At 47.2% G+C, this 19,769-nt stretch carries 18 protein-coding genes, 1 tRNA gene and 1 pseudogene; 8 read left to right on the top strand and 12 right to left on the bottom strand.

The window, feature by feature from the left end:
• The 8 genes from JCM15548_RS00260 (at position 1) to lpxA (ending at position 8,098) form a co-directional block, all read left to right on the top strand.
• On the top strand, positions 1 to 660 hold the full coding sequence (locus JCM15548_RS00260) for a hypothetical protein (RefSeq protein ID WP_062121926.1): 660 nt from the start codon (positions 1 to 3) through the stop codon (positions 658 to 660).
• Between the two features lie 24 nt (positions 661 to 684).
• Positions 685 to 2,007 carry an SPFH domain-containing protein gene (locus tag JCM15548_RS00255; RefSeq protein WP_062121925.1) on the top strand — a complete coding sequence of 441 codons (1,323 nt, stop codon included), beginning with the start codon at positions 685 to 687 and terminating at the stop codon, positions 2,005 to 2,007.
• A gap of 13 nt (positions 2,008 to 2,020) precedes the next feature.
• Entirely contained in the window at positions 2,021 to 3,295 is a 1,275-nt protein-coding gene (locus JCM15548_RS00250) for an SPFH domain-containing protein (RefSeq protein ID WP_062121924.1), read from the top strand.
• 189 nt (positions 3,296 to 3,484) lie between these two features.
• A complete protein-coding gene (locus JCM15548_RS00245; protein ID WP_062121922.1) occupies positions 3,485 to 4,738 on the top strand; it encodes an HD domain-containing protein in 1,254 nt (417 codons plus the stop codon).
• 74 nt (positions 4,739 to 4,812) lie between these two features.
• The gene (locus JCM15548_RS22380) at positions 4,813 to 5,253 is read left to right on the top strand and encodes an LpxD N-terminal domain-containing protein (protein WP_227625265.1); all 441 of its coding nucleotides are present in this window, start codon (positions 4,813 to 4,815) and stop codon (positions 5,251 to 5,253) included.
• 2 nt (positions 5,254 to 5,255) lie between these two features.
• Positions 5,256 to 5,828 carry a UDP-3-O-(3-hydroxymyristoyl)glucosamine N-acyltransferase gene (lpxD, locus tag JCM15548_RS22375; RefSeq protein ID WP_227625306.1) on the top strand — a complete coding sequence of 191 codons (573 nt, stop codon included), beginning with the start codon at positions 5,256 to 5,258 and terminating at the stop codon, positions 5,826 to 5,828.
• A 79-nt stretch (positions 5,829 to 5,907) separates the two neighbouring features.
• Entirely contained in the window at positions 5,908 to 7,305 is a 1,398-nt protein-coding gene (locus JCM15548_RS00235; protein WP_062121920.1) for a bifunctional UDP-3-O-[3-hydroxymyristoyl] N-acetylglucosamine deacetylase/3-hydroxyacyl-ACP dehydratase, read from the top strand.
• Position 7,306: 1 nt separating this feature from the next.
• Positions 7,307 to 8,098 (top strand): acyl-ACP--UDP-N-acetylglucosamine O-acyltransferase, encoded by a 792-nt coding sequence (lpxA, locus tag JCM15548_RS00230; RefSeq protein WP_062121918.1) that lies wholly within the window; start codon positions 7,307 to 7,309, stop codon positions 8,096 to 8,098.
• Positions 8,099 to 8,107: 9 nt separating this feature from the next.
• Here the strand turns inward: lpxA and pdxA are convergent, their stop codons facing one another.
• The 12 genes and pseudogenes from pdxA to infB form a co-directional block, all read right to left on the bottom strand.
• Positions 8,108 to 9,172, bottom strand: coding sequence for a 4-hydroxythreonine-4-phosphate dehydrogenase PdxA (gene pdxA, locus JCM15548_RS00225; RefSeq protein WP_062121916.1), 1,065 nt, complete (start codon positions 9,170 to 9,172; stop codon positions 8,108 to 8,110).
• Positions 9,173 to 9,216: 44 nt separating this feature from the next.
• Complete coding sequence (locus JCM15548_RS00220) at positions 9,217 to 10,674, bottom strand: leucyl aminopeptidase family protein (RefSeq protein ID WP_062121914.1); 1,458 nt, start codon at positions 10,672 to 10,674, stop codon at positions 9,217 to 9,219.
• A gap of 49 nt (positions 10,675 to 10,723) precedes the next feature.
• A complete protein-coding gene (locus tag JCM15548_RS00215; protein ID WP_062121912.1) occupies positions 10,724 to 11,095 on the bottom strand; it encodes a hypothetical protein in 372 nt (123 codons plus the stop codon).
• An 8-nt stretch (positions 11,096 to 11,103) separates the two neighbouring features.
• Positions 11,104 to 12,120 carry a DUF4837 family protein gene (locus JCM15548_RS00210; protein ID WP_062121910.1) on the bottom strand — a complete coding sequence of 339 codons (1,017 nt, stop codon included), beginning with the start codon at positions 12,118 to 12,120 and terminating at the stop codon, positions 11,104 to 11,106.
• A gap of 370 nt (positions 12,121 to 12,490) precedes the next feature.
• Entirely contained in the window at positions 12,491 to 12,697 is a 207-nt protein-coding gene (tatA, locus tag JCM15548_RS00200) for a twin-arginine translocase TatA/TatE family subunit (protein WP_062121905.1), read from the bottom strand.
• A gap of 44 nt (positions 12,698 to 12,741) precedes the next feature.
• On the bottom strand, positions 12,742 to 14,061 hold the full coding sequence (rseP, locus tag JCM15548_RS00195) for an RIP metalloprotease RseP (protein WP_062121902.1): 1,320 nt from the start codon (positions 14,059 to 14,061) through the stop codon (positions 12,742 to 12,744).
• A gap of 79 nt (positions 14,062 to 14,140) precedes the next feature.
• Positions 14,141 to 14,503, bottom strand: a complete 363-nt coding sequence (locus JCM15548_RS22370; RefSeq protein ID WP_227625305.1) for a hypothetical protein — start codon at positions 14,501 to 14,503, stop codon at positions 14,141 to 14,143.
• 168 nt (positions 14,504 to 14,671) lie between these two features.
• Positions 14,672 to 15,294, bottom strand: a pseudogene (locus JCM15548_RS22365) (1-deoxy-D-xylulose-5-phosphate reductoisomerase); the annotation flags it as partial.
• Positions 15,295 to 15,315: 21 nt separating this feature from the next.
• Positions 15,316 to 15,933, bottom strand: a complete 618-nt coding sequence (locus JCM15548_RS00185; protein WP_227625264.1) for a M23 family metallopeptidase — start codon at positions 15,931 to 15,933, stop codon at positions 15,316 to 15,318.
• A gap of 2 nt (positions 15,934 to 15,935) precedes the next feature.
• Entirely contained in the window at positions 15,936 to 16,208 is a 273-nt protein-coding gene (locus JCM15548_RS22360; RefSeq protein ID WP_227625263.1) for a hypothetical protein, read from the bottom strand.
• A gap of 118 nt (positions 16,209 to 16,326) precedes the next feature.
• Positions 16,327 to 16,399 (bottom strand) — tRNA-Met (locus tag JCM15548_RS00180).
• Between the two features lie 217 nt (positions 16,400 to 16,616).
• Positions 16,617 to 19,724, bottom strand: a complete 3,108-nt coding sequence (gene infB, locus JCM15548_RS00175; RefSeq protein ID WP_062122099.1) for a translation initiation factor IF-2 — start codon at positions 19,722 to 19,724, stop codon at positions 16,617 to 16,619.
• Positions 19,725 to 19,769 lie beyond the last annotated feature (45 nt).

Here is a 19,769-nt window from a genome sequence, read left to right as displayed (position 1 = left end):
ATGGACCGACTTTTATACCTATACATTTTCACCGGCATGTTCGGCGTTGGTGTTATTTTAGTGGATTTATTCACCAATGCCATTTCCTCTTTTCAGGGAGATGGAGAGGATGGCGGAGATGGAGAGGATGCGGATGACACCCGCCTCTCAGACCTCATCGACCTGTCAGACGCGGACAGTCCGGATGCCGGCACAACACAGGAAATCCAGGGCTCCTACATGGTCGATTACAGGCGACACAAATACAGCACGGTGCTCAAATTCATCGGCTTTCTGCGCACGCTGGTCTATTTCTCAGCCGGCTTTGGTATTATTGGCACTTTTGCCCTCCTTACAGGCGAGTCCCGTATTTCCAGTCTTTTGTGGAGCATCCCGGTCGGACTCATTACGGTGCTCATTTTTAAGCTATTCAAGCGCATTCAAAACAAGAAACTGGACTCCAGTTTTTCGGAAAACGAATTGCTTCACCTTAAAGGAGAAGCACTCTTGCCCATTGAAGGGGATGCCATGGGCAAGGTGAAAATCAATTTTGGTTCTGTCACCCTGGAACGCTATGCCAAACTGGCCTTTAAAAACACGCCGGTACAGAAAGGAGACGCCATCGTCATCAGCAAAGTGGACAGCGACGTTGTCTATATACAAAAACAATCAATCAAGTAACTTTAACTTTAATCACCAATCTTTATGGAAAATTTTTTCAGTTCAGCCACTGGCGGGCTTTTGGAAGGAATTCTGGCGGTTGTATGCTTTTTCATACTTCTGGCCATCCTAAAAGCCTTCATTAAAGTGGCACCACCCAACAAATTGCTGGTTATTACCGGCCGAAAAAGAAAGGAAAACGAAAAAACCTTCGGTTTTAGCGTTGAGCGCGGACGCAGCAGTGTCATTCCCTATTTTCAGAGTGCGCAGTACCTCGACCTGAGGGTCCTGCCCATCAACGTACAAGTGGACGGCGTCAACTCAGCCAATGGCATCACCGTAGGCGCCGACGCCACAGCCTGTGTCTGCATCGATGATGACAACAACTCCATGCTCTACTCAGCCGTGGAACGATTGATGGGAAAGGACATTGACGAATTACAGGAACAGGTGCGTCAAACCCTCATCGGAAACTTCAGAGGCGCCTTAAATAAGGCCACGCCCCTGGAGGCGATTGGTATGCAGGACAGCTACCATGATGATGGCTCCGGCGACGATGAGGCTACGGCCGCCGAAGGCGACCGGGCCCAATTCAGAAATGCCCTGTTGGTGGATATCAACAGTGATCTGGCCAGTTTTGGGATGAAAGTGGTATCTGTTTCCCTTCAGAAAATATGGGACAGCTCCAACTACATCGGAAACCTGGCTCAAAAAACATTGGCGGAGAAGCGCCAGGATGTGGAGATTGAAGAGGCCCGACTGCGGGCCATTGCTGAAAAGGCCGAATCGGATGCCAATCGCCGGATTGAATTGGCCAAGGCCAAAGCCAATGAGCAAATCATCCATGCCAAGGAAAAGCTGGAAATGTACAAGCGGGAAAGCGAGGCCAGTATTGTTCAGGCCATTGCCGAAGCCCGCAACAACATTGAAGCTGCTAAAAACAAAGGCCTCCGAAGAATCGAAGAGCTCAACACCGGATTGAAGCAACTCAAAAACGAGACCGACATTTTGATCAAAGAAAAAGCCCAGAATGAAGCTGCTGATATTCTTAGTCAGGGCGACAAGGAAGCGGTTAAAATCATTGAAAGTGCCAAAAACCGCATTCTCGGTAAAAAGATGGACATCATTGCACAGGCCAAAGAAATTGGCTGTTCCGTTCTCTTCCTTCAGCAACAACTCCCCCATCTCTATGAAGCTTTCAAAAAGCATTCCTCCGAAATCGGGGTCGACTCGTATGTGTTAATGGACAAAGACAAAGGCTTTAGCAGTGCCGTCAACAGGGGGCCTGAATCCTTTGTTGGCTTCCTGGGTGAATTTGAAAAAGCCACCGGGATTTCTGTTAAAGAGTTTTTCGCAACTAAAAACTAAGGAGGAATTTAAAATGATCGTATTTGTAAGTGTATTTTTAGGACTCATCATTCTTACCCTTTTGGTGCAAATCATTTCGAACATGCGCATTGTTGGTGGTAACGAATTGGGTATTATATCAGGCGTGAGCGGCAAAAAAGGATTTCAGATGATCAGTGGTGGTCGTATTTTCACCATTCCCTTGCTGCACCGCTTTGCCAAAATGGACCTCACACCTCACACCATTGAGGTGGTGGTTGATTCGGCCATTGCTGAAGGCGTGGTTCCCTTGAATGTGAAGGCCACGGTCAGTTTTGCCATTGCTTCCAATCAGGCCGGCCGCAGTCTGGCCGCCATCCGCATCCTGCACATGATTCAGCGCGAAGACGAACTCAAATCATTGGCCAGCAATATCATTGAAGGCCATTTACGCGACTCCATTGCGACCATGACACCGGTTCAGGTGATGCAGGACAAAGACACCCTGGTGGCCAAAATGATCAATGTCTGCAAAAGCGACCTGGAAAACATTGGTCTGGAAATCACCACCATGAACATTGCCGATGTGGACGACCACCGCCTAAAAGGAGTGGAAGAACCGGATTTGTACATTGCTTTGCTCAAAAGGGTGCAAACGGTGAATGCGGAAACCAAAGCCCGCAAAGCCATTGCTGAATCAAGAGCCAATGCGGTGGAACAGGAAGAAGCGCGGACGGCCGAGGTAGGTGTTCGTAACATCGACAATAACTATGAGCAATTGGTCGCCGAAACCAAGGTACGCATCATGACCGAAAAGCAGCTCGAAAAAGTGGGTATTGAGAAGGTTTTGCAGGACATGAAAGCCCAGGAGGCTGCTTTGCTTTCTGAAATTGAAGCGGAAAAGCAGAAACTCGAAATGCTTCAGCATAAATACCGGGCAGAGATTGTTACGCCTGCCATGGCCGAAAAAGAGCGCATGATTCTGCAGGCCAGGCAAAAGACCTTCTCCTTTTTGGGTAAGGCCGAAGGTGAAATTGAAGAGCTGAAAGAAACCATTGACATCATCCGCAAAAATCCAGAGTCGGGCAACAAAATTTACCTCATCGAGAATTTTGAAAGTCTGATACGGCCATTTGCGGAAACGCTCAATTATTTCCCGGCCAAAAACATCTCTGTCATCACCGGTATTGAAGGCAAACATGAGCCCATTTCGGCCATTCACCCCAGTGCCATTGAAGAGATGAAAAACAACATCATCAACAATGCCACAGCCGGTGCCGTCTCACATAAAAAAAACGGCAACACCCCGCCACCTGATGAGGCCCAATAAAAAAACAGGCATCCCCCAAAGGCCGTCCTCCCGGACGGCCTTTTTTTTAACTTATCCCTCCAACCTCTTGATCCCGCCATGCGGGATTCCGCTGCGCTTCACCTCTCGACCCTTCCCACCCATTCTACCCGACCAACCCTTTCTTTCTTAACGATAAGCCCTATCTTTGCACCCACAAACCATTCCATTTTGAAAACCACTAACAAAAAGAAAATCATCAACGACCCGGTGCACGGATTCATTTCTATTCCGGGAGAACTGCTATTCGATTTAATCGAGCATCCCTATTTGCAGCGGCTCAGATGGATCAAGCAACTGGGCATGACCGCTCTGGTATATCCGGGGGCCACCCACACCCGTTTTCAGCACACCCTCGGGTGTATGCACCTGATGAGCGAGGCCGTTGAAACGCTTCGACAAAAAGGGCACGACATTACACCCGAAGAATCAGAGGCGGTACATGCCGCCATTCTGATGCACGATTTAGGGCATGGGCCCTTTTCCCATGTACTGGAATCCACGCTGGTTCAGGGCATCGACCATGAGGAAATCTCTCTCCTTTTTATGGAGCGGCTCAATGAACAAATGAAGGGCCGCTTAACAATGGCCATTAAAATATTTACCAACCGTTATCCCAAAAAGTTTCTTCACCAACTGGTGAGCAGCCAACTCGACATGGACCGGCTGGACTACCTGCGTCGCGACAGTTTTTACACGGGCGTTTCAGAAGGTGTGGTAAGCTCCGACCGCATCATAAAAATGCTGAGTGTGGCCAACGATCAACTGGTCGTGGAAGCCAAAGGCATCTACTCCATAGAAAAATTTCTTATTGCGCGCCGACTGATGTATTGGCAGGTGTACCTGCACAAGACAGCGCTTGTGGCTGAAAAAATGCTGATCAACATTCTCAGAAGGGCCCGGCAACTGGCCGGCGATTCTCAAACCATGCAAATACCCGGGCATCTGGCCTACTTTTTAAACCATCAGCCTTCATTGGCGCAATTCAGAAACGACCCAAAGGTGTTGGACCACTTTGCCTTACTGGATGACAGTGACATCATGACGGCTCTGAAATCATGGGCTGCGCACCCCGACAAGGTGCTGTCTGTTTTAGCAGGTGGCCTGCTGAACCGCAACCTTTTGGCCATTGAAATACAGGACCAGCCCTTTGAGAAAGAACGAATTATAAGCCTCCAAAATCAGTTGCAAAACACCCTCGACCTAAATGATACGGAAGAAGCTGCCTTCTTTGTATTTACAGCGGCTATTTCCAATAACACCTACAGCATCATCGACGATAAAATCAACATTCTTTGTCGCGACAACACCGTCAAAGACATCGCCAATGCGTCAGATATGCTGGATTTATCGGTTCTCGGAAAAACGGTCATAAAACAAATCCTTTGTTATCCAAAAGTGTTGCGACAGGCATTTGGCGCATAAAAGGCCTGACCATTAGCGCTGCGTCCTTTTTTTAAGTTAGATATTTTCGTAGTTTTGCACCAAATTTATGTCTAATGGAATTTACTGCAGAACAGATATCGGCACTTATTGGTGGCGAGGTGGATGGCCATCCTCAAGCCATTGTGCGGGATGTATCAAAGATTGAAGAAGGACGTCCCGAAACGCTCACATTTCTGGCCAACCCCAAATATGAATCATACATATACAGCACAGAAGCTTCTGTAGTCATTGTCAACAAGACCTTTAAACCAGAGAAAGCCATTAAAGCCACGCTTATTCGTGTGGAGGATGCCTACCGGGCACTGGCCTTATTGTTGCAAATGTACCAGGAGTCCCTGCCGAAGAAAACAGGAATTGAACAACCCTCCTTCATCGACAAAACGGCTCAATTAGGAGATTTTGTGTATGTAGGGGCCTTTAGCTACATAGGTGAAAAGGTGACCATTGGCAACAACGTCCAGATTTTTCCGCAGGTTTATATAGCGATGGGGTAAGTATCGCCGATAATTCCATTGTTTATGCCGGAGCTAAAATCTATAAAGGCTGTAAAATTGGTACCAAATGTGTTATTCATTCAGGTGCCGTTATAGGCTCCGATGGCTTTGGCTTTGCACCCGGGGCCGACGGGCAATTTGAAAAAATTCCCCAGGTAGGCATCGTGGTGCTCGAAGACCATGTGGAAATTGGCGCCAACACCACCATCGATCGGGCCACCATGGGATCAACCATTATTCGCCAAGGCACCAAACTGGACAATCTGATTCAGATCGCCCACAACGTAGAGATTGGCGAAAACAGTGTTCTGGCAGCACAGACGGGCATTGCCGGCAGCACCAAAATCGGTAAAAATGTGATGTTTGGCGGACAAGTTGGCATTGCCGGTCACCTGACCATTGCCAATGGGGTCAAACTGGCCGCACAGACAGGCGTTTCAAAAAGCATTGTCAAAGAGGGTACCGTTCAGATGGGCTCTCCTGCTTTCGATGCCATGCTTTATAACAAGGCCTATGTAGTATTCAGAAAACTACCTGAATTAAGGGCCAAAATCGACCAGCTCGAAAAAAAATAACACAAACATAACCATCCAACACCTGTGAACAGTAAGTGGTTTTTATTGTTTCTGGTAAGTATTCTAACAGTAATTCTAAATGGCTGAAAAACAAAGGACGATCGGAAAATCCGTTTCACTTAAAGGTCCCGGATTACATACCGGGGTAAATGTTACCTTAACCCTTAATCCCGAAGAGGAAGGGTATGGCTATAAATTCAGAAGAATTGACATGGAGGGACAACCCCTCATTAAGGCCCTGGTGGATAACGTATCTTACACCCAGCGTGGAACCGTACTGCAAGAAGGGGAAGCAAAAGTCAGCACCATTGAGCACTGCCTCGCTGCCTTGCGCGGACTGGGTGTGGACAACTGCAGAATAGACGTGGATGGCCCCGAAGCCCCCATTCTGGATGGCAGTTCCAAATACTTTGTTCAAGCGATCAAAGAGGCTGGCATTGTTGAACAAAAGGCCGATCGCGAGTATTTTGAGGTACGTGAAAAAATGATGGTGGAGGACCCGGAGACCGGCAGCTACATCATTGCGCTGCCCGATAACGGTTTTTCAGCACAAGTGATGATCTCCTTCAATCAATCGCTGCATTTGGCCAACCAATTTGCCACCATTGAAGATTTGGATGCCTTTGACGAAGAAATATCGATGTGCCGCACCTTCGTTTTTCTCCATGAATTAGAACCTTTACTCCAAAACAACCTGATTAAGGGCGGGGATTTGGACAATGCCATCATCATTATTGACAAACCAGTTTCTCAGCAGGAACTGGACCGACTGGCAGCCCTCTTCCACAAACCTTCTGTGGAGGTAAAACCCACCGGCATTCTCAACAATCTGGATTTGCATTTCACCAACGAGCCGGCCCGCCATAAACTATTGGATGTGATCGGTGACCTGACCTTGTGTGGCAGTGCCATTAAAGGACGCATCATTGCCAGCAAGCCGGGACACAAAATCAATGCTGAATTCACCAAGCTCCTGCGCAAGGAAATTCGCAAGCGTCAATTAAAAATCGACGCCCCACCTTACGACCCCAACAAGCAACCTGTTTTTGACATCAATCAAATAAAGAGTCTTCTGCCGCACAGATATCCTTTTTTATTGGTGGACAAGGTCATCGACCTGCAGGAAAAAATCATTGTAGGTGTTAAAAATGTAACTGGTAACGAGCCTTTTTTTACCGGCCATTTTCCGGATGAGCCCGTAATGCCGGGCGTTCTGCTGGTTGAGGCCATGGCTCAGGTAGGCGGCATTCTGGTTCTAAATCAGTTGGAAGACCCGCACACCTACAGCACTTACTTTCTGAAGCAGGACAACATCAAATTTCGTAAAAAGGTCGTTCCCGGTGATACCGTTATCTTTAAGCTGGAGCTCATGACAGAAATTCGCCGCGGCGTGGCCAATATGAAAGGATTGGCCTTTGTGGGTGACACGATAGTGGCGGAGGGTGAATTCATGGCTCAAATAATCAAAAACAAGTAAAATGAAGCAACCATTAGCATACGTACATCCCGAGGCAAAAATCGCCCCCAATGTGGTGATTGAGCCCTTTGTAACCATCGACAAGAATGTGGTGATTGGTGAAGGCTCCAGAATTGGTTCCAATGCGACCATTCTGGAAGGTACGACCATTGGCAAAAACTGCAATATATTTCCAGGTGCCGTTATTGGCGCTGTGCCGCAGGATCTGAAATTCGTCGGTGAAGAAACCACGGTTGAAATCGGAGACAACACCACCATTCGTGAGTTTGCAACCATCAACAGAGGTACCAAAGCCCGCAACAAGACCGTCATTGGCAACAATTGCCTGCTAATGGCCTATGTGCATGTAGCGCACGATTGCATCATTGGCAACAATGTCATTCTGGTCAACAGCGTTCAAGTGGCAGGTGAAGTGGTCATTGAAGATTGGGCCATTATCGGGGGCCTCTCGGCCATTCACCAGTTTGTACACATTGGCGCCCATGTGATGGTCGCCGGCGGATCTCTGGTAAGCAAAGACATTCCTCCCTTTATTAAAGCGGGTCGCGAACGCCTGTCCTACGTGGGGGTTAATTCTATTGGACTCCGGCGCAGATCTTTTACCAACGAGCAAATCCGGGACATCCAGGATTGTTACCGGGTTCTTTTTCAATCGAGCCTCAACAATTCAGATGCCCTGATACGAATAGAGGCAGAATTACCTGCCTCCAACGAGCGGGATGACATCCTGCTCTTTGTAAGAAACTCCCAACGAGGTATCATAAGAGGCTACGCATCAGGAAACGAAGCGTAGCCGCTCACTTCAATCATTCATCGGCGCCAGGGAATTCGTGTCCAGCGTATTCAATGGATTGGCCGTTATTTCATCATTCATCTGGCGGTTGTTGTACACATCAATCGCCAGATAAATGGCCGATAAGAGGGACTGCTCATCCGCCTCATTCTGACCGCTTATTTCGTATGCCGTTCCATGGTCGGGTGAGGTACGAACCACCGGTAATCCGGCCGTGAAATTAACCCCGGTTGAAAAAGACAGGGCTTTGAAAGGTGTGAGACCCTGATCGTGATACATGGCCAGAATGGCGTCAAATTTCTTGAAGCCGTCCGTCGCAAAAAAACCGTCCGCCGGATAGGGGCCAAAAGCCATTATTCCTTCTTTCTTCGCCTGTTCCAAAGCCGGCTTGATAATTTCAATCTCTTCCTTGCCTAACAAGCCTTCATCACCGGCATGAGGATTCAGTCCAAGCACGGCAATGCGGGGACGACGCACGACAAAATCCTGCTTCAGGGTTTGGTTTAAAATTTTTAATTTTTCAACAATCAATTCCTGGCTAAGGGCAGCACTGACCTCCTTCACCGGAATGTGCCCGGTCACCACGCCTACCCGCAACAAATCACTAACCATCAGCATCAGTGGCGTTCCGCCAAAGGCGTTGGCCAAATATTCGGTATGACCGGGAAAGTTAAACGACTCGGACTGGATCACCTTTTTGTTGATGGGGGCCGTAACCAGCACATCAATGGCCTTATTTTTTAAATCCTGCACCGCTTTATCCAGCGCCAGAAAAGCGGACTGACCACCGGCTTCGGTCGGTTTTCCCAATTCAACACGAACATTATCGTCCAGACAATTGACCAAATTGATGCGTTTGGTATGCGCTTCACGGCCATTGCTGATACTATTCAAACTAATAGAAGGCAGATTCAGGGCTTTTCGATGATAGGCCGCCACTTTAGATGAACCATAAATCACAGGGGTGCAGACCTCTTGCATTCTGGGATCAGCTAAAGCTTTGAATATGACCTCATACCCAATGCCGTTGATATCTCCTTGTGTAATACCTACTTTTATTTTTTCGCTGCTCATATTTTTCTATTTTCCGGATATTATAAATTCCACTCACCAGAACGCTATTGATTGCCTTTTGAGGAACCGGCAATACCTTCCATAAAACGGGCCAACATACGTACGCCAACGCCTGTGCCGCCAATCCCGCGGTAATGGGCTTTTCGCTCAAGGAAAGCCGGCCCTGCAATATCGAGATGCAGCCATGGTGCCTCCACAAATTTCGACAAAAACTTGCCGGCTGAAATGGCACCTCCTTCTCTACTCCCCAAATTCTTTATGTCTGCGATCTCTGATTTTACCTCATCATCATAATCCTTCCAAAAAGGAAACCAGACCACCCGCTCGCAAACCGAATCGCCTGCCTGTCCCAGTGCGGCTTTCACTTCTTCAGAGGCCGTTCCCATACCGACCGTGCCGTGTGAGCCAATGGCCACTACTGCATTACCGGTTAAAGTCGCCAGATCTATGACCAGTTCCGGTTGATACCTTTTAGCAAAGCTGAGTGCATCTGCCAGGATCAAGCGCCCTTCAGCATCCGTATTAATGATCTCCACCGTAGTTCCGCTGTGCATGGTTATGATGTCTCCGGGAACGATGGCATTACCGCCCGGCCGGTTATCGGTGGCCGGCACCAGACCAATGACATGTATGGGCCATTCATTGGCAGCCACTGCCACCATAGCACCAATCACCGAAGCCGCTCCCCCCATATCACATTTCATGGTATCCAGACTACCTGCAGGGGTTTTCAGATTAATACCACCGGTGTCATATACAACGCCCTTTCCCACCAAAACAATGGGCTGAGCGTTTCTGGCATTGTCCGGCTTCCATTCCATCACCGAAAAAGTGGGCGGGTCAATGCTCCCCTGATTCACAGCCAGTAAACCACCCATCTTTAAAGCTTCGATTTTCTTTTTGTTAAAAACCTCAGCGGTAAAACCGTAGGCTTTGGACAAATCCAGAACCGTCTGGCCCAAACGTTCGGCATTCAAAAAGCCCACCGGTTCATTCACCAAATCCCGCGCAATAAAAACCGCTTCGACAACCCGGTTCATGGCAGCTATTTGGCAACCCGACAAGCCCGGACTTACCACTAAAATCTCTAAGTCCACCGCCTCCTTCTTGTCACTTTTATACTTGTCAAAGCTATAGGAGGCCAGAGCAACGCCTTCCGCCAAAGCCAACACCAAATCGGGCGCATCCATTAAGTCCATCAGCGCCACCTTTGTCAGGCCCTCTTCCTTCAACTGCTGAGCCACCTGCACACCTTGTCTGCGAAGCGTCTCCATCTGATCGAACGGGGTATCCGAATGGTCAGGCATCAAAAGGCCCAATATCTGATCGAGACGGTTAATCATAAAAAAACCGCCGGAGGTCTCCTTGGTCCTCTTCTTCTCCATATAATTAAGCTCCTTTTCAGAAACCTGAAAATCTTTCAACAAAGCTATTTCAGCACTTAAAAACAGAGGACTAACATCTGTTGGTAATTCTATGGCTGATCTGATTACTACTGACATTTTCTGATTGATTTAATTAAATTCCAACCGGGATAGCTCCCCGGTTTATTTACTTTTTCTGCTTAAAATAAGCCCGAAAAAGCACTTTTTTAATCTCCCGGTGAATGATCAACTCCGTTATCATTCGGGGGTATGGAAAACCTTTCATATCTGCCTCGTATTGGGCAATTTCCCGGGGGCCTATATCAATCCGGTACAACAAACCCATGAAACCAGAATAATTTTCACTGATCAGTTGTCGAACGTGCACCTCCAACTGGCCGGACAACTCCTCATAAAAAGAAGCCGTTTTGCCCGAAAAGTGAACCTCCAGGCCAAACTCAGCAAAATCCTTAATGATCTGATTGGCTGCAGCCAGGATCAGATCTTCCTTCTGGGTCGCTTTCTGTAATTCATCTTTAGAAAATACCGGGAGTGTCATACATTCATTTATTGTCCGGCATCCGCTTGCTCTTCCGGAAAACTAAGGGAATAGAACAAAGATTCCAATTGCCAGATATAATTTCTCTTTTTAGGTTCTTCGGGAAGAAAAACATAACCATCGGTCACTACCACCCGGTTACTGGCCTTATCTAAATGCGCATGCATCACAAAAGGGCCTCCCATTAAATCGCCGACGACCTTCCATAGTCCCCGCAATTCAACAACTTCATGACCGTTATTTTTAAAGGACTTATAAGTGACCGGCACCTCGTGCTCGGTGGACATATAGGAACCATCTGAAGGTCCCGGAACGTTGTGGCGCAATACGGAATCCCGTTTATTCAGCAGATACTCCCGGGAGAAAGTGCCCTCTCCTACGTAATCGAAACTATAAATCAACATACCCTGACTCAGAGAGGGCGTTTCATGCGACATCCATGAGAAATTATCCTTATCGGATTTTACCGTAAATATATTGGGAATGATCATTTTAATGTCCCATTTATCGTTCACCCGGTCGGTTAAATCGCCGGCAACAAATTTGGTGTAATAGCGGAGACTTCTCTGACGTTCCGCTTTAAGCATAAACCCCAGAATTCGCAACTCTTCTTTATCCACCAGTTCCAAAAACTGCTCCGGCGTTTTGGCGTTGATATGAATCATTGCCTGTCCTTTGGCCCAGCTCGATTCACTAAAAAACCGAACCCCTTCCTTTTCAACATCCGGACCGATGTTGGTTATCAGCAGATTACGAAAGGTACGCATGGCTCCACTAAAGGCCCTGTGCGGCGTAATTGAAACAGTAAAAATAGGCTCTATCTGGGGCAAGCCCTCCATCGGCTGTTTGAGAACACTCTGAAGCGCTATACCTTCAGGACCGTTCCGCCACTTATCATCCATCACGACCAATACCTCTCCCATGGCACCGGTGATATTTGGTTTCTGATTACTCGTGTTTTTGCACCCTGAAAATAGCGCCAAAACCACTAAGACAAATACTATTCCCAATTTCATCCTTTTCATAACTAACACTTAATTAAATGTTTCACATCAAAACACCCTGACAAATTCATTCAAGCCATCCCTAACAACCGCCTGTACGTATTAAAGAAACAAGATACAAAAATTGAATGGAATATGCTCAACTAATTATCCTTTCGATCATTGAATGCCAAACCCGTGGCACCAAATGCCGAGCTGGCCTTTGGGTCCAGCGCCGATTCAACAACGGCCAAACACTTTAGCTCTAAAGGAAGACACCACGAACCAGAAAGATAAGCATGGCGATAAGATCAGACTTGACAACTTCATTCTAAAACAACTAAAGCCCCCGATGAACCGAACATTCAGGGGGCCCTATGCACTCAATTAAAATCTACCTAAAGGAGAAAGCCTACTCCTTTGAAGTTTCATTGCTTTTATCCGGATTAGAAGAACCATCCTCCTCGTTACGCGCCTTTTTAAACTCTTTCATTCCTTGTCCCAGACCTTTCATCAACTCCGGAATTTTACGGCCGCCAAACAACAGTACAACGATCAGAATAATAACGATTAGTTCCCAGCCTCCCGGGATACCCATCAGAAAAAATGGAGCTGTCATATCTTCAATTTTAGTTTATTACAAATGTACAAATCCTATTCGGATTATTTGAACAACCACCTATACAAATCATTGCCATTGGCAAAGACCAACAAACTTAGCAACAATACCATGCCCACCATCTGGGCATATTCCATAAATTTCTCACTGGGTTTTCGTCGGGCCACCATCTCATAGAGCAAAAACAAGACATGTCCGCCATCCAAAGCAGGAATCGGCAAAATATTCATAAAGGCCAGAATGATAGACAAGAAGGCCGTGGTGTACCAAAATGCTTCCCAGTTCCAGGCAGAAGGAAACAAACTGCCGATGGTACCAAAACCACCGATCTGCTTGGCACCTTCTTTGGTAAATATCAACTTCATTTGCTTCACATAGTTGGTCAGCAAGCCAACCCCCTTATCGATACCCGCTGGTAAAGCGGAAGCCAGACTATAGGTCATGGTTTCTTCTCCTAAAATTTCTCCGGGTGCCTTGGAAAAGAATCCAAGCGTTCCATCCGCACTCACCTCTACGGGCAGTTGCATATACTGACCATCCCGATAAAGCCCTACATTGGTTTCCTCACCACGCATGCCAATCAGAGATGAAGAAAACTGATTAAAATAGGGTGTCGCTATACTATCGACAGAAACTATCCGGTCATTTTTTTGCAAGCCGGCCCTGCCCGCTCCGGAATCCTCCAGCACAGAATCCACCAAAACTGGCACCTGATAACTGGCCAGGACCCGAACTTCTTCTGAAAGCACTGTATTCTTAAATGTTTCAGGAACCGCCAGAGAAAACTGTGAATCTCCCCGCTGAACCAGCATGGTGTGTGCATCCTCAATCAGGACCATCCGAACAATGGCAGAAATATTCTCCACCTTCTCGCCATTAATGGCCAGCACGTTATCTCCGTCCTGCAGGCCAATTTCATGCGCTACCGGATGAAAATAAAGGCCATAACGGGCATTTTCAGCAGGAATATACGAGTCCCCCCAGCGAAACAGAATCATCCAGAAAATAACAATGGCCAAAATAAAATTCACCACCACACCACCAACCATAATCAATAACCGCTGCCAGGCCGGTTTCGCTCTGAACTCGTAAGGTTGCGGTGGCTGGGCCAATTGCTCCTTATCCATCGATTCATCAATCATGCCAGAAATCTTCACATAGCCCCCCAGAGGTAACCAGCCAATGCCATATTCCGTATCGCCCTTTTTAAACTTGAACAAGGAAAACCCGGGATTGAAAAAGAGATAAAACTTCTCCACCCTTGTATTGAACAAGCGGGCAAAGAAAAAGTGACCGAACTCATGCAGAATAACTAATATGGAAAGACTGAGAATTAGCTGCAAAACTTTAATTAAAACATCCATCTAAATAATAATTTGTATAATTGAATCTACAAAGATAAGCTTTTTCCGAACACGCCGGTCATGCCTCATCATTATCACACTAAGCTTTTATAAGCGATTGGGCCACCTCCCTCGCCTCACGGTCCGTTTCCACGTAATCAGAGAAGGTGGGACTGGCAATAAAACCACATTTCCCGATGGTTTGTTCAATGATGCAAGACATCTCCACAAAGCCGCATTTCCCTTTTAAAAAAGCCTCCACCGCCACTTCATTGGCTGCATTCAGTACGCAAGGCACATTACCGCCCTGCCGCATGGCTTCATAAGCCATCGAAAGATTGCGAAACACCGACACGTCGGCCTGTTCAAAAGTCAGTGAAGGAAAGTCCATAAAATTGAAGCGTGGAAAACTGTTGGGCAGGCGCTGAGGAAAACCAAGGGCATACTGAATGGGTAAGCGCATATCGGGCAGACCCATTTGGGCCTTAATGGAGCCATCTTCAAACTGAACCATACTATGAATAATGGACTGCGGGTGGACCACCACCTCAATCTGCTCTGGTTTTAAGTTAAACAACCATCTGGCTTCAATGGCCTCCAAACCTTTATTCATCAGAGAGGCTGAATCGATGGTGATTTTATGTCCCATTTTCCAATTGGATGATTGAGCGCCTGGCAACGGGTGACTTTGCGCAAAAACTCGACGTTTTTGCCTCTGAAAGGCCCCCCCGATGCGGTCAACATAATTTTCTCGACTTCGTTACCCGGTTCGCCTTGCAGGCATTGGAAGATGGCAGAATGCTCCGAATCGACCGGGATGACCGGAACACGCTTTTGCCGTGCCAGATTCATGATTAAATCACCGGCCACCACCAGGGTCTCTTTATTGGCCAGAGCCACCGGAATACCAGCCTCCAATGCCCGGATGGTCGGCAGCAGGCCCGAAAACCCCACCATGGATGTCAATACCATATCCACTGTAGAAGTGGCCGCCACCTGACTCATGGCTTCTTCACCTGCATAAACCTTTATGGATTCATTCTTCAGGGACTCTGAAAGCAATGAATAGTGGGCTTCATTGCCAATTACGACAATATTGGGCTGGTACTTTTTGGCTTGCTCAATTAAAAGATCTACACTGTTATTGGCGGTTAAAACCTCGACTGAAAACCGGTCGGGATGCGCATCAACGACTTCCAGTGCCTGAGTACCAATTGAACCGGTTGAACCCAGAATGGCAATGTTCTTGTGCATTAAAATATAAGGTTTACTCATTTAAAAGGTCATGTAATCGACCGGATTCAATGGCGAGCCATTGTACCACAACTCAAAATGCAAATGTGGTCCGGAGGTCAATTCTCCCGAATTACCAATTCTGGCAATGGCCTCACCGGCTTTAACCACCTGACCAATTTCTTTCAATAATATTTCGTTGTGCTTATAAATAGAAATGAGATTATTCGGATGCTGGATCTGTATAACATATCCGGTTTCGACCGTCCAGCCCGAAAAAACCACCATCCCGTCCATGACCGCTGACACCCGGCTACTGGGAGCCGCAACAATGTCCACCCCAAAATGTCCGGTGGTCTCGCCAAAACCATTTATGACCAAACCTTTAATAGGGCTGACAAAGAAAGCACTCTCCAAAGCGATGGCACTCTGGGGAACTTCCCGCACCGATAGATTAAAGCGTTCTTCCCGCTCCACCTGGACTCTAAAAAGAGAATCCTCATCGGATCTTGAAAAATTGACATTGTCATTGCCGTTACCATTGCCGTTGGCCCGCATCTCTACGGATGCATCTTCCGGAGTGGCCCCTACTTCCTGATCCTCTCCCCGCACAATCGATTGAAAGCTGTTGATGAATTTATCTCTCCGCTTGATCTCCACAATCAGAGAATCGACCTTTGCGCGTTCCTTACAATCAGCAATCTTTGCTGCGCATCGGGATATCCCGGAATGTATTCCCGAAGACTGGTAAACGAAATTAACAAGGACACCAAAACGATCAGAATAACCCCCAAAGTCCCTACTACAGTAAAAACATTCAGTCGTGAAAGCCTCACCACAAAAAGCTCTTCGTAAGTCTGCTCATTAAAGATGGCCAGACGATACTTACTGCTCAGTTTCTTGAGAAGAGATTTTTTCTTTTTTTGTGTACTCATTCCAATTATTTTGTAGGACAGCAAATTTATTAAAAAATAACAGAAGGGGAACAAAACTAAGGACTTAAAACACACAAAAAAAGCCTTTGCAAACTTATCGTTTACAAAGGCTTCTAAGTAGCGGGGACCAGACTCGAACTGATGACCTTTGGGTTATGAGCCCAACGAGCTACCAACTGCTCCACCCCGCAATATATTTCTGAGTCGTTTCTCTCTCTTTTTGCGATTGCAAATGTAAGGTATATTGCTGGTGTTTGCAAACAATCCACCTGTTTATTTTCAAAATAAAAAAGATGATCCTGGCTCTATTCATGTATTTAGCTGGTTACTTGAGGCATGGGACATCAATAAAAAAAGCCGGAAATCCATAGGGGAAATCCGGCCTCTATATAAAGATTCGCTTTATGCTTAAAGCTTTCTGGAAACTTCGGTCTCCTCGTAGGCTTCAATAATGTCGCCTTCTTTGATGTCGTTGAAATTGTTGATGTTCAATCCACATTCAAAGCCGGAAGCCACTTCTTTCACATCGTCTTTGAAACGTTTCAGTGAGCCCAGGTCTCCGGTATAGATAACAATACCGTCGCGGATAAGGCGGATTTTAGAATTTCGTTTGATCTTACCCTCTTTGACCATACAACCGGCGACAGTACCTACTTTGGTAATCTTGAATACCTCTCGGACTTCCACGGTCGACACAATGGTCTCCTTAATCTCGGGCGACAACATACCTTCCATGGCTGCTTTGATCTCCTCTATGGCATCGTAAATGATGGAATAGAGACGGACATCAATCTGCTCTTTCTCAGCGATTCTTCGTGCTGCTAATGACGGACGCACCTGGAAACCGATGACGATGGCATTAGAGGCTGCAGCCAACATAATGTCGGACTCAGAAATTCCTCCTACCGCTTTGTGTATAACGTTCACCTGAATTTCTTCCGTGGACAATTTGATCAATGAATCAGCCAGGGCTTCGATGGATCCATCCACGTCACCTTTCACAATCAGGTTCAATTCCTGGAAGTTTCCGATGGCGATACGACGGCCAATCTCATCCAGCGTGATGTGCTTCTGAGCACGCATGCCCTGCTCGCGTTGCAACTGCTGACGTTTATTGGCAATGTCCTTGACCTCTTTTTCATTCTCCATTACATGGAACTTCTCACCGGCCTGTGGGGCACCATTCAGACCCAGAATCAAAACAGGTTCTGAAGGACCAACAGATTCTACTTTCTGGTTGCGCTCATTGAACATCGCCTTAACGTGTCCATAATAGCTACCCGACAGAATCAAATCGCCCACCTTCAACCGGCCGGCTTGCACCAATAGGGTAGCCACATAACCGCGGCCCTTATCCAGCGTAGATTCAATAACGCTACCAACGGCCCCTTTGTCAGGGTTGGCTTTCAATTCCAGCATATCCGCTTCCAGCAAGACTTTTTCCAGCAGGTCCTTCACATTGGTACCATGCTTGGCCGAAACTTCCTGACACTGGTATTTACCTCCCCAGTCCTCCACCAAATAATTCATATTGGCCAGTGACTCCCGTACCTTATCGGGATTGGCGCCGGGTAAATCAATCTTACTTATCGCAAAAACAATGGGCACGCCAGCAGCTGAAGCATGGTTAATGGCTTCAACGGTCTGTGGCATCACACTGTCATTGGCGGCAATGATAATAATGGCAATATCGGTCACCTGAGCACCCCGTGCACGCATGGCCGTAAAGGCTTCGTGACCCGGAGTATCCAGGAAAGTTATCTGACGATCGTTCTCCAGTTTGACACTATAGGCTCCAATGTGCTGGGTAATACCCCCTGCCTCATCGGCGGCCACATCCGCTTTTCGAATAAAGTCAAGCAGTGACGTTTTACCGTGGTCAACGTGCCCCATGACCGTAACAATGGCGGGACGGTCTTTCAAAGTAGCCGGATCATCCTCCTCTTCCTGAATGCTGTCGATGAGCTCCAAACTAACGAATTCTACTTTGTAGCCAAATTCTTCACTCACCAGGGCTATGGTTTCTGCATCCAATCGCTGATTGATCGACACAAACAAACCCAGACTCATACAGGAAGCAATAATTTGCGTGACCGGTATGTCCATCATGTTGGCCATCTCATTGGCCGTAACAAATTCCGTTACCTTCAACACTTTTTTCTCCTCATCCTGACGATCGAGATCGGCCTGGTGACGTTGAGAAGCCACATCCCGCTTGTCGCGGCGGTGACGGGAAGCCTTGGATTTACTCTTGGTGGTTAAACGGGCCAAAGTATCTTTGATCTGCCTGGCCACATCCTCCTCACTCACTTCCGGACGGGCCGGACGTTTCTTAACCTTGCTGACTTTCTTCTTGTTGGCTGCATTGGCTGCACCAGGTTGACCGGGTCGCTTATCACCAGGCTTGCCCGTCTGAGGTCTTGGGGGATCTCCGGCCTTGTGAGGTACGGGTTTATCACCGGCCGTACCTGTGGCAGGTATATTTACTTTTTCCTTTTCCTTCTTGATGCGCTTCCGCTTCTTCCTGCGCGATTTCCGATCCTCTTTAGATTCGGCACCATTGCGGGAGTCCATGGGTAGGTCAATCTTGCCCACAACAGTGGGGCCTGACAATTTCCTTACCTGAGTGGGCATGAAATCCTCCTTACCACGTCCCTCATTCTGGCCTTTATCCGCTTTGGCCTGATCCTTTTCTGCCTGAGATTTAGGTTCATCCCCTTTTACCGCTTGTGCTGGTGCTTTGGGCGCCTCCGCCACGGGCTTGGGATCAACCGGTTTTTCTTTAGGCTTTTCTTCTTTGGCTTTGGGCTTTTCTTCCTTGACCGGCTCAGCGGATTTGGCTTTCTCTGCAGAACCACTTTTGGTTTCACTCTTTTTAGCGGGCGAATCCAAATCAATTTTACCGACCACCTTAGGTGATTCAGCCGCTTTATCAACATTAACCGGTATGTGCTCCGGTGTTTTTTCTTCCTTCTTAGCAGGTACTTCTTCTGCCGGAGTTTCTTTGGCAACAGGCACCTCCTTTTTTGCTTCAGCAGCGGGTGCTGCCTTAGGCTGCTCAGGCGCTTCCTTTACCTTAGCCGGCTCATCCTTGGCTTTAACCGGTTCTTCCACCGGCTTTTCTTCTTTCCTGGGCTCGGCCTCCTTTGGCTTGGGCTTGTCAAGATCAATCTTGCCTACCACCTTTACATCCACCGATTTTTTAGCCCTGCCAACAATCTCATCAATAGAAATATCATCTTCCTCAACTTCTTCTTCTGCAGCTTTCTGGACATTCTCAATGGAAACAGCTTCTTTCTTCTCTTTTTGCTTGCGATCAATCAGCTCTTCAGAAGCCTTTTTCACATTATGATCCTGCTTGAACTCTTTTTTCAAAAGCTCAACAGTATCCTCAGATACTTTGGTGTTGGGGTTCATATCTAACTCGATCCCCTTTTTATGAAGGAATTCCACGATGGTGGAAATTCCCACATTACATTCTCTTGCTACTTTGCTAAGTCTTTGTCCAACTGCCATAAAAGGTACTTTCAATTTAATACAGAAGATCTGTTGAGGTTTTAA

The sequence above is a fragment of the Geofilum rubicundum JCM 15548 genome (assembly GCF_000974365.1).
Taxonomy (GTDB): domain Bacteria; phylum Bacteroidota; class Bacteroidia; order Bacteroidales; family Marinilabiliaceae; genus Geofilum; species Geofilum rubicundum.
Note: the sequence above shows the minus strand (reverse complement) of the source record. Positions and strands in the feature narration are given on the sequence as shown.

What these genes read in the sequence shown, in the direction of transcription:
- JCM15548_RS00260 (WP_062121926.1), top strand. Translation starts at nt 1, where the DNA reads ATGGACCGACTTTTATACCTATACATTTTCACCGGCATGTTCGGCGTT.
- JCM15548_RS00255 (WP_062121925.1), top strand. Translation starts at nt 685, where the DNA reads ATGGAAAATTTTTTCAGTTCAGCCACTGGCGGGCTTTTGGAAGGAATT.
- JCM15548_RS00250 (WP_062121924.1), top strand. Translation starts at nt 2,021, where the DNA reads ATGATCGTATTTGTAAGTGTATTTTTAGGACTCATCATTCTTACCCTT.
- JCM15548_RS22380 (WP_227625265.1), top strand. Translation starts at nt 4,813, where the DNA reads ATGGAATTTACTGCAGAACAGATATCGGCACTTATTGGTGGCGAGGTG.
- JCM15548_RS00235 (WP_062121920.1), top strand. Translation starts at nt 5,908, where the DNA reads ATGGCTGAAAAACAAAGGACGATCGGAAAATCCGTTTCACTTAAAGGT.
- lpxA (WP_062121918.1), top strand. Translation starts at nt 7,307, where the DNA reads ATGAAGCAACCATTAGCATACGTACATCCCGAGGCAAAAATCGCCCCC.
- pdxA (WP_062121916.1), bottom strand. Translation starts at nt 9,172, where the DNA reads ATGAGCAGCGAAAAAATAAAAGTAGGTATTACACAAGGAGATATCAAC.
- JCM15548_RS00220 (WP_062121914.1), bottom strand. Translation starts at nt 10,674, where the DNA reads ATGTCAGTAGTAATCAGATCAGCCATAGAATTACCAACAGATGTTAGT.
- JCM15548_RS00215 (WP_062121912.1), bottom strand. Translation starts at nt 11,095, where the DNA reads ATGACACTCCCGGTATTTTCTAAAGATGAATTACAGAAAGCGACCCAG.
- JCM15548_RS00210 (WP_062121910.1), bottom strand. Translation starts at nt 12,120, where the DNA reads ATGAAAAGGATGAAATTGGGAATAGTATTTGTCTTAGTGGTTTTGGCG.
- tatA (WP_062121905.1), bottom strand. Translation starts at nt 12,697, where the DNA reads ATGACAGCTCCATTTTTTCTGATGGGTATCCCGGGAGGCTGGGAACTA.
- rseP (WP_062121902.1), bottom strand. Translation starts at nt 14,061, where the DNA reads ATGGATGTTTTAATTAAAGTTTTGCAGCTAATTCTCAGTCTTTCCATA.
- JCM15548_RS22370 (WP_227625305.1), bottom strand. Translation starts at nt 14,503, where the DNA reads ATGCGCTTACCCATTCAGTATGCCCTTGGTTTTCCTCAGCGCCTGCCC.
- JCM15548_RS22360 (WP_227625263.1), bottom strand. Translation starts at nt 16,208, where the DNA reads ATGAGTACACAAAAAAAGAAAAAATCTCTTCTCAAGAAACTGAGCAGT.
- infB (WP_062122099.1), bottom strand. Translation starts at nt 19,724, where the DNA reads ATGGCAGTTGGACAAAGACTTAGCAAAGTAGCAAGAGAATGTAATGTG.